The organism is Frigoribacterium faeni, from assembly GCF_007988805.1.
Taxonomy (GTDB): Bacteria; Actinomycetota; Actinomycetes; order Actinomycetales; family Microbacteriaceae; genus Frigoribacterium; species Frigoribacterium faeni.
Window position 1 is genome coordinate 135,822 of the sequence record NZ_BJUV01000004.1, and the last position, 8,678, is coordinate 144,499.

The following is an 8,678-nucleotide window of genomic DNA, read 5'->3' on the forward strand; positions in this document are numbered from 1 at the left end:
GTCAGGAGTTGCCGCCGGGTCGTGCGTAGGGTGGCGGAATGAGCGAGCAGCACGCACAGGGCACCTACGTCGAGCCCGGCCAGGAGTACACGCGCGACACCAACTACATCGAGGACCGCATCACGCGCGACGCGACCGACGGCTGGCCCGTCGAAGCGGGTCGCTACCGCCTCGTCGCCGCACGGGCCTGCCCGTGGGCCAACCGCAGCGTGATCTCGCGGCGGCTGCTCGGGCTCGAGGACGCCATCTCGCTCGGGCTCCCCGGTCCCACGCACGACGCCCGCAGCTGGACCTTCGACCTCGACCCCGACGGCCGCGACCCCGTGCTCGGCATCGAGCGGCTGCAGGAGGCGTTCTTCGCCCGCACCCCCGACTACCCGCGCGGCATCACCGTCCCCGCGATCGTCGACGTCCCGAGCGGCAAGGTCGTCACCAACGACTTCCCGCAGATCACGCTCGACTTCGCGACCGAGTGGACCGAGTTCCACCGCGAGGGCGCGCCCGACCTCTACCCCGAGGCTCTGCGGGGCGAGATCGACGAGGTCAACGCCGTCGTGTTCCGCGACGTCAACAACGGTGTCTACCGCGCCGGGTTCGCCGGGTCGCAGAAGAGCTACGAGCGCGCCTACCGCACGCTGTTCGAGCGGCTCGACTGGCTGTCCGACCGTCTGGCCGGCCAGCGGTTCCTGGTGGGCGACACGATCACCGAGGCCGACATCCGACTGTTCACGACGCTCGCCCGGTTCGACGCCGTCTACCACGGGCACTTCAAGTGCAATCGCGACAAGCTCGCCGAGATGCCCGTGCTCTGGGCCTACGCCCGCGATCTCTTCCAGACACCGGGATTCGGCGACACGATCGACTTCGACCAGATCAAGAAGCACTACTACGTCGTGCACAGCGACATCAACCCGACCGGGATCGTGCCCGCCGGACCCGACGAGTCCGGCTGGCTGACCCCGCACGGTCGTGAGCAGCTCGGCGGCCGTCCCTTCGGCGACGGGACCCCTCCGGCACCGCCCCGCTCGGGCGAAGAGGTGCCGCCGCTCGCCGTCTCGTGATCGAGCCCGTCGCTCGACTCGAGGCGATCCGCGACGACGCGCTCTCCCTCGCCGACCGGCTGCAGCGGGACATGGAGGCGGTGGCCGAGGCCCGCGAGTCGGCCAACGTCGACGACGAGCACGATCCGGAGGGCTCGACGATCGCCTACGAGCGGTCGCAGCTCGACGCCATCCGGCGTTCGGCGCTCGAACGTGCCGGAGACGCGAGCGCCGCGCTCGACCGCATCGGCGACGGCACGTTCGGTCGCTGCGAGCGCTGTGGCGCGCGGATCGGCGGCGCCCGACTCGAGGCCCGGCCGACCGCTCGGCTCTGCATCGACTGCGCTCGCTGACCCGCGCCTCCTCGACGTCCGGGGGTGAGTCCAGCGGGGGCCGGTGGGCGCCGCCCGCGGTCGACTACTCCTGCCTGCTGCCGCGCGCCCGAGCCCGCTCGGCGGAGTCATGCGGGCCGTCGCCCGGGCGCGCGACACCACCCAGGAGTAACCGACCGACCGCCGCTCGATCCCCTCCTGCCCTAGGGTCGAACGGTGTTGAACTCGACGAACACTCACCGGTCGGTCCCGGCCGCTCTCCTCGGAACGCTCGTCGCCGCGGCGCTCGTCGGGTGCGGCCCGGTGAACGCCGGCAGTGCCTCCGGCAGCCGGTTCCAGGAGCACATGGAGGCGCTCCCCGGCGTGATCAGCGCAAGGGGCGACGGCCAGAACCCGCTGCCGTTCACAGGGTCGATGGACGGTCGCGTCGAGATCGAGGCGGACGCCGACGCGACGGACCTCCGGAGGATCATCGACGAGATGGGCGCCTGGTGGGTGGACAACGAGTCCGGCTCCCTCGACGTCAGGTCGATGGAGGCGGTCGTCGGCCCGGTGGCGTTCCCCGTGTCCCCGTCGCGCTCCGGCAATCAGACGACGCTCGACCTCGTGGCGCTGGTGAGACCCCTCGGCGGTTTCACGTCCATCACGGTGGACGACGACGCCGGCGACCAGCTCGGCCTCGTCGCCGAACGGAGCGAGGGTGACGCCTTCGCGGCCCTCGAGACACTCGCGGCTGCGCGAGCGGACGACCCGCGATTCGCCGGGGCGCCCGTCGCCGCCACCGCCGGCGACGTCACGGTCCGGAGCGACTCGGGCGACGTCGATCCCGAGGTCCGCGCCGCGTACGACTCCGTGGTGTCCGCCGCGGAGGTGACGGCCGCCGACATCGGGCCGGAGCGCCTGGCCTTCACGCTGGCCGACCGGGACGACGGGCGCGCCGTGGCCGGACTCCTCGCGGATGAGGCGTCGTCCCACGACGTCCGTGTGACCGCGGGCGGCGTGGTCCGCACGGTGGACGGGCCGCTCGACCGCGTCGAAGGTCTGCTCGCCGCCGCGGAGTCGCGTGTCGAGGTCACCGGAGCGGAGCTCTCGGCGTCCACGCTCGAGGTCCGGACGACGAGCGGGGCGGATGCCCTCGCCGCCGCCGCCGCGATGGCCGAATCGGACGACATCCCGGGTATCGACGTGCTGGCCCGGCCGGCCGACGACGCCACGGCGATCGGGACCTTCGCCGCGGTCGGCGCGGATTCCGCCGATCTCCGCAGCGGCGTGGACCTCCTCGACGCCCTCGTCGACGTCGCGGGGGTCGATGCGGCGTCGCTCGTCGACGGCGAGCTCTCCATCCAGGTGGCCGCCGCCACGGACGACTCGCTCCGCGCGGTCTTCACCGCGGCGGCCCCGCACCTCGAGCCCGGCCTGCCCGTGACCGTGCGGAGCGGACGAGGCGAGGCCGACTTCGTCGTCGAGCCGGGCCCGCTCGAGCTCCCCGCTCGGACGACGGACACCGACGAGGACGCCGCCCTGCGCACGCTCGCGGCGGACGCGTGGAACGCCGTGGCGCCGCTCGAGCGCTGACGGCCGGGGCGGTCGAGGGGCGGAGGCGCGTCGGCGACTCCTCCGTGCCGCCGCGCGCGTCGAGGTCCTCACCGGTTCTGCGCGGGCCGGCGACCGCGGGACGACGCCAGGCAGGAGTCGCCGTCGCCGCGCGCCCTTCCCCGCGGAGCCCCGCGGCCGTACGCTGAGCACCACCACGGCGACGGCGCCGCACCTCCGGCGCTCTCGCCCCGATCGACGACGATTGGTGCGCGATGACGCTTCCCGCGAGCGGCTCCCCCCACGGAGCCCCGGTCCGCCGCGTGGTCCGCGACTCGTGGGATCGGGCGACCCGGCGCCGGCTCGACCCCGACGGCCTCCCCGTGCTCGAGCTCCCCGAGGACGACCTCGACGACTGGCGGCTCGACCATCCCCTCGCGTCGGCGCTCTCCGTCATCCGCCGTCTGCGGGTCGACGACGCCGAGGGCTCCGGCCTGCTGGTGGCGGTCGGCGACGAGCGCGGCCGCCTGCTCTGGGTCGAGGGCGACTCCACGGCGCGCCGCCAGGCCGAGAGCATGCTGTTCGTCGCCGGGGCGGGCTGGTCGGAGGCGCGGGTCGGCACGTCCGCGCCCGGTACCGCGCTCGTCCTCGACCACGGGGTGCAGATCCGCGGCGAGGAGCACTGGAACCACCGGGTCCAGGCCTGGAGCTGCACCGCCGTCCCGATCCACGACCCCGCCGACGGGCACGTGATCGGGGTGCTCGACATCACGGGCGACGAGCGCGCCGCCGGATCGCAGACCCTGCCCCTGGTTGCCGCGACGGTGGCGGCCGTGGAGGCGCACCTCGCCCTCCTGAGGTGGGCGGCGGACGGCGACGCCCGCGCCCTCACCCCGACCCGCGCCTCCCTCCGTCCTCGTCGGCCCGTCCGCGCCCCGGCCACGCCCACGGCCACTGGCCCGACCACGGCCGCGGCGGATGCGGTCGGCGCCGTCTCCCCCGACCGGACTCCGGCATTGGCCCGTCTGTCGGTCCTGGGCCGGGACGACGCCGTCCTCGCCGTCGGCGGACGCCGGGTGGTGCTGAGCGCACGTCACTCCGAGATCATGCTGCTGCTCGCCCACCGGTCGGAGGGGTACGGCGCCGCCGACCTCGCGGACGCCGTCTACGGCGACGTCGACGCGGTCACGACCCTCCGCCCCGAGATGGTCCGGTTGCGGCACGTGATCGAGGCCGTCGACCCGTCTCTCGTCCCCCTGTCGCGGCCCTACCGGTCGCCTCGGCCGATCGGCCTCGACCTCGACGAGCAGGCGGCGCTCGTCGGCCGCGGGGCGCACCGGGCGGCCGTGCGGGGCGACCGCGGACCGGCCCTGCCGTCGTCGACCGCTCCCGGGGTCGTGGAGCTGCGCGAGGAGACCCGGGCGGCCCTCCGCGACGCCGTCCTCGTCTCGGGCTCGGCCGAGACGCTCGTCGCGTTCGCCGACGCGCCGACCGGACACGACGACGAGAGGGTGCTGCGCGAGCTGCTGCGCCGTCTCGCCCCGCACTCGCCGCGCCGTCCCGGGGTCGTGACCCGTCTCGAGACCCTCGAGCGGCGACGGCTCGACGACGCTCGCTGACCGCACGGAGGAGCGCGCGCCCGAGGTGCGGGGCGCCCGGCTGACCGCACCACCGAGCGCCCGACCGGGGTGCCAGGCATCCGAGTTCCGCGGATCCCCCGGCCCCGCAACCCGACGCAACCCCGCCGGCCCTACTGTGCCGCACAGCGGCGGCGACCCCGCCGCCGATCCGGCGGCCGACCCCGCCGCCGACCCGACAACGACGTCGAAAGGGACAGCCATGACCGTCACCACCCCTCCGAACACCTACGCGGCACCGGGTTCACCCGACGCGAAGGTCAGCTTCAAGCCCCGCTACGACCACTTCATCGGCGGCGAGTACGTCGCCCCGGCGAGCGGGCGGTACTTCGAGAACCCGAGCCCCGTGAACGGCAAGGTCTTCACGGAGGTCGCCCGGGGCGACGCGGCCGACATCGACAAGGCCGTCGAGGCCGCATGGCGGGCGTTCGACTCGTGGAAGAAGACGACGATCGCCCAGCGCGCGCTGATCCTCAACCGGATCGCCGACGTGATGGAGGCGAACCTCGAGATGCTCGCCGTCGCCGAGACCTGGGACAACGGCAAGCCGATCCGCGAGGCCCTCGCCGCCGACGTCCCGCTGGCGATCGATCACTTCCGCTACTTCGCCGGCGCGATCCGCGCCCAGGAGGGCTCGACGGGCGAGATCGACGGCGACACCGTCGCGTACCACTTCCACGAGCCGCTCGGCGTGGTGGGGCAGATCATCCCGTGGAACTTCCCGCTGCTGATGGCGGTCTGGAAGCTCGCCCCGGCCCTGGCGGCGGGCAACTGCGTCGTGCTGAAGCCGGCCGAGCAGACCCCGGCGTCGATCCACGTCTTCATGGACCTGATCAAGGATCTGCTGCCCGCCGGCGTGCTCAACATCGTCAACGGCTTCGGCGTCGAGGCCGGCGCTCCCCTGGCGAGCCACCCGAACATCCGCAAGATCGCGTTCACCGGCGAGACCACCACGGGCCGCCTGATCATGCAGATGGCGAGCGAGAACCTCATCCCGGTGACGCTCGAGCTCGGCGGCAAGAGCCCCAACGTCTTCTTCGCCGACGTCGCCGACGAACGCGACGACTTCTACGACAAGGCCCTGGAGGGCTTCTCGTTCTTCAACCTGAACTCGGGCGAGGTCTGCACCTGCCCGTCGCGGGCCCTCGTGCAGCAGTCGATCTACGACCAGTTCACGGCCGACGGCGTCGAGCGGGTGAAGAAGGTCAAGCAGGGCGACCCGCTCTCGATGGACACGATGATCGGCGCCCAGGCGTCCAACGACCAGCTCGAGAAGATCCTCAGCTACATGGACATCGGCAAGCAGGAGGGCGCGAGGCTCCTGCTCGGCGGCGATCGCGCCGACCTCGGCGGCGACCTGACCGACGGCTACTACGTCAACCCGACGATCTTCGAGGGCCGCAACTCGATGCGCATCTTCCAGGAGGAGATCTTCGGACCCGTCCTGTCGCTCACCAGCTTCAGCGACTACGACGACGCCATCAAGATCGCCAACGACACCCTCTACGGCCTCGGCGCCGGCGTCTGGAGCCGCAACGGGACCCAGCTCTACCGCGCCGGCCGCGACATCCAGGCCGGCCGCGTCTGGTCGAACACCTACCACCAGTATCCGGCGGGGGCGGCGTTCGGCGGCTACAAGCAGTCGGGCATCGGTCGGGAGAACCACAAGATGATGCTCGACCACTACCAGCAGACGAAGAACCTGCTGGTCAGCTACGCGGACGGTCCGATGGGCTTCTTCTGATGACGCCCGAGCAGACGAGCACGCGAGCCGAGGAGGCACGGGTCGGCGCGGACGCGCCGGCCCCGGCCTCCGGGGCGGTCGCCGCCACCCCCTCCCGGGTCGACGTCACGCCGGACGCCGCGGCGTTCCTCGTGGCCCTCACGGCGCAGCACGGACCTCTGATGTTCCACCAGTCGGGCGGCTGCTGCGACGGCTCGTCGCCGATGTGCTACCCGGTCGGCTTCTTCCGGGTGGGCGCGGTCGACGTCCACCTCGGCGACCTCCAGGTCGACGGGATCGATCCGATCGAGGTCTACATGTCGCGCAGTCAGTTCGAGTACTGGAAGTACACGCACCTGACGATCGACGTCGTCGCCGGTCGCGGTGCGGGGTTCTCGATCGAGTCGCCCGAGGGCAGACGCTTCCTGATCAGGTCGCGCATGCTCGACGACGCCGAGCTGGCGGCCCTGGGCCTGGTCGAGACGACGGGCTGAGGCAGGGCGCCGACGGGGCGGAGGACGACGCGCACGGCGGCCTCGAGGTCACCGCCCGGCGAGTGCGCCCAGCTGCTCGTCCGCCGCCTGCGCCATGCGGGCGGCGGCGGTCGCGTTCGCGAGCACGCCGTCGTCGGTCAGCCCGGACTTCCAGTCGCCCTCGCCGCCCTGCACGGCCGTCGTGAGGTCGAGCACGTCGATCCCGCGGTCGGCGGCCCCGTCGCGGAGCCGCCGGTTGACGTCGTCGGTCTCCTCGCCGCGGTCCCCGGACGGCGGCAGGAGGGCGGCGACCGGCGTTGCGCCGCGGTCCAGCACGCCCTGCCACAGGGCGGCCACGTCGGTGGCCGTCTCGCCGGCCGTGCGGCCGGCCTCGAGGTCGTACGTCCCGGCCTGCACGACGACCAGCCCTCCGTCGGCCGTGGCCGCGTCGAGATGCTCGGTGAGGGCGGAGGCCGTCGCGCCCTCGTAGGCCTCGAAGGCGCCCTCGCGGACACCGTCGACCGTTCCGGCCCCGACGGTCTGCCGCCACCAGCCGTCGGCCGCGGCGGCGTGCGAATCACCGAGGATGGAGACCGTCACCGGAGACGGGCTCTCGCTGGCCGACGGGGCAGCCCCCGACGTGCCGCCACCGGAGGGACGTGCGGACGAGAGCGCCACACCGGTCAGCGCCACGGCCGCGACGGCGAGGACCGCGAGTCCGATGTACGGGATCGCGCCGCTGCCTCGTGATCGCTTCGGTCGCGGGCGGTGTCCTGAGGCCATTCAATGAGCCTAGGTCATGATCTCGACCCGCCCGGTCACGGACCCTCGGCGCGTCGACGCCGACGTCAGCCGCCGGACGCCGTGCGACCGTCGGGCAGGGCGTACACGCCGTGGCCCACGCGCGCCAGACGACCCTGCCGCGCGAGCACGCTCAGCGTCGACAGCACGCTGCTGCGACGGTAGTCCGGCAGCGCCGCGACGATCTCCGTGGTGCGCAGCTCCCCGCCCCGCAGGATCTCGGGGATGCGGTCCGCGAGGGAGTCGCCGACGTCGGCGCCTGCGTCACCGGGCGCGCCCGCCTCGCCGACCCGCGCCTCCTGCAGGTACTCCGCTCGGGCGTGGTCGAGACCCTCGGCCGACACCCGCGTGGTGGCGCCGTCCGCGCCCGACGCCTGCGCGTACGGGGCCAGGGTCAGCGACCGGCCGACGCGGGCGTAGACCGCCGATGCGCTCGTGCCCTGGTGCTCGGCGATCTCGGGGTAGGAGGCGCCGCCCAGCAGCAGCACCGCCTCGCCCTCGAGTCCCAGCCACTGGCCGAGGCTCGCGATCTCCCAGCCCGCCGTCGTCACCGCCGAGCCCCACACCTCGATGTCGTCGGCGTGCTCGGTCGTCAACCGCTTGAGGTCGTCCAGCAGGTCGATGAGGCGCTCGCGCGCGTCGTCGACGATCTCGGCGGTGAACTGCGGGGGCCGGCGAAGTTTGATCGGTCGTGACATTTGTGAAAGACTATCCAAGTTGCCATCACGGCACCACGACGTCGCCCGGCAGTCCGGGCGTCACACCCCCAGACTTTGGAGCACCCATGGCTTTCGCAATCGTGCGCGCCGGCGGCCGTCAGGAGAAGGTCGAGGTCGGAACGATTCTGACCGTCGATCGCCTCAAGGCCTCGTCTGCCGACACCGTCTCGTTCGTCCCCGTCCTGCACGTCGACGGCGACACGATCCTCTCCGGCGACGACCTCGCGAAGGTCACCGTCCAGGGCGAGGTCCTGAACGACCTCCGCGGCCCGAAGATCGTCATCCAGAACTACAAGAACAAGACCGGGTACAAGCGTCGCATGGGCTTCCGTGCCGACCTCACCCGCGTCAAGATCACCTCGATCACGACCAAGTAGCACCGTCGAACATCAGGAGCTGAGAACACATGGCACACAAAAA

General features: G+C 72.7%; 9 protein-coding genes. 7 read left to right on the plus strand and 2 right to left on the minus strand.

Annotation, left to right across the window (positions count from 1 at the left end; all coding sequences use genetic code 11):
• The first annotated feature begins 38 nt into the window (after window positions 1–38).
• The 6 genes from FFA01_RS03375 (at window position 39) to FFA01_RS03400 (ending at window position 6,759) form a co-directional block, all read left to right on the plus strand.
• Window positions 39–1,061: a glutathione S-transferase family protein gene (locus FFA01_RS03375; protein ID WP_146853001.1), complete on the plus strand. Its 1,023-nt coding sequence runs from the start codon at window positions 39–41 to the stop codon at window positions 1,059–1,061.
• Window positions 1,058–1,393: a TraR/DksA family transcriptional regulator gene (locus FFA01_RS03380; RefSeq protein ID WP_244289675.1), complete on the plus strand. Its 336-nt coding sequence runs from the start codon at window positions 1,058–1,060 to the stop codon at window positions 1,391–1,393. Before FFA01_RS03375 ends, FFA01_RS03380 begins: the two co-directional genes overlap by 4 nt.
• Before the next feature lie 195 nt (window positions 1,394–1,588).
• The gene (locus FFA01_RS03385) at window positions 1,589–2,947 is read left to right on the plus strand and encodes a hypothetical protein (protein WP_146853003.1); all 1,359 of its coding nucleotides are present in this window, start codon (window positions 1,589–1,591) and stop codon (window positions 2,945–2,947) included.
• A gap of 233 nt (window positions 2,948–3,180) precedes the next feature.
• Window positions 3,181–4,524, plus strand: coding sequence for a GAF domain-containing protein (locus tag FFA01_RS15860; RefSeq protein ID WP_167627274.1), 1,344 nt, complete (start codon window positions 3,181–3,183; stop codon window positions 4,522–4,524).
• Between the two features lie 220 nt (window positions 4,525–4,744).
• A complete protein-coding gene (gene exaC / locus FFA01_RS03395) occupies window positions 4,745–6,286 on the plus strand; it encodes an acetaldehyde dehydrogenase ExaC (protein ID WP_146853005.1) in 1,542 nt (513 codons plus the stop codon).
• Complete coding sequence (locus FFA01_RS03400; RefSeq protein ID WP_146853007.1) at window positions 6,286–6,759, plus strand: DUF779 domain-containing protein; 474 nt, start codon at window positions 6,286–6,288, stop codon at window positions 6,757–6,759. Before exaC ends, FFA01_RS03400 begins: the two co-directional genes overlap by 1 nt.
• 48 nt (window positions 6,760–6,807) lie before the next feature.
• Here FFA01_RS03400 and FFA01_RS03405 read toward each other — a convergent pair whose 3' ends face one another.
• Together FFA01_RS03405 and FFA01_RS03410 are read right to left on the minus strand one after the other, a co-directional pair.
• Window positions 6,808–7,521 (minus strand): SGNH/GDSL hydrolase family protein, encoded by a 714-nt coding sequence (locus FFA01_RS03405; RefSeq protein WP_146853009.1) that lies wholly within the window; start codon window positions 7,519–7,521, stop codon window positions 6,808–6,810.
• Window positions 7,522–7,586: 65 nt separating this feature from the next.
• On the minus strand, window positions 7,587–8,237 hold the full coding sequence (locus tag FFA01_RS03410) for a hypothetical protein (RefSeq protein ID WP_146853011.1): 651 nt from the start codon (window positions 8,235–8,237) through the stop codon (window positions 7,587–7,589).
• 86 nt (window positions 8,238–8,323) lie between these two features.
• Between FFA01_RS03410 and rplU the strand changes: the two genes are divergently transcribed.
• Complete coding sequence (gene rplU, locus FFA01_RS03415; RefSeq protein WP_146853013.1) at window positions 8,324–8,635, plus strand: 50S ribosomal protein L21; 312 nt, start codon at window positions 8,324–8,326, stop codon at window positions 8,633–8,635.
• Window positions 8,636–8,678: the final 43 nt, after the last annotated feature.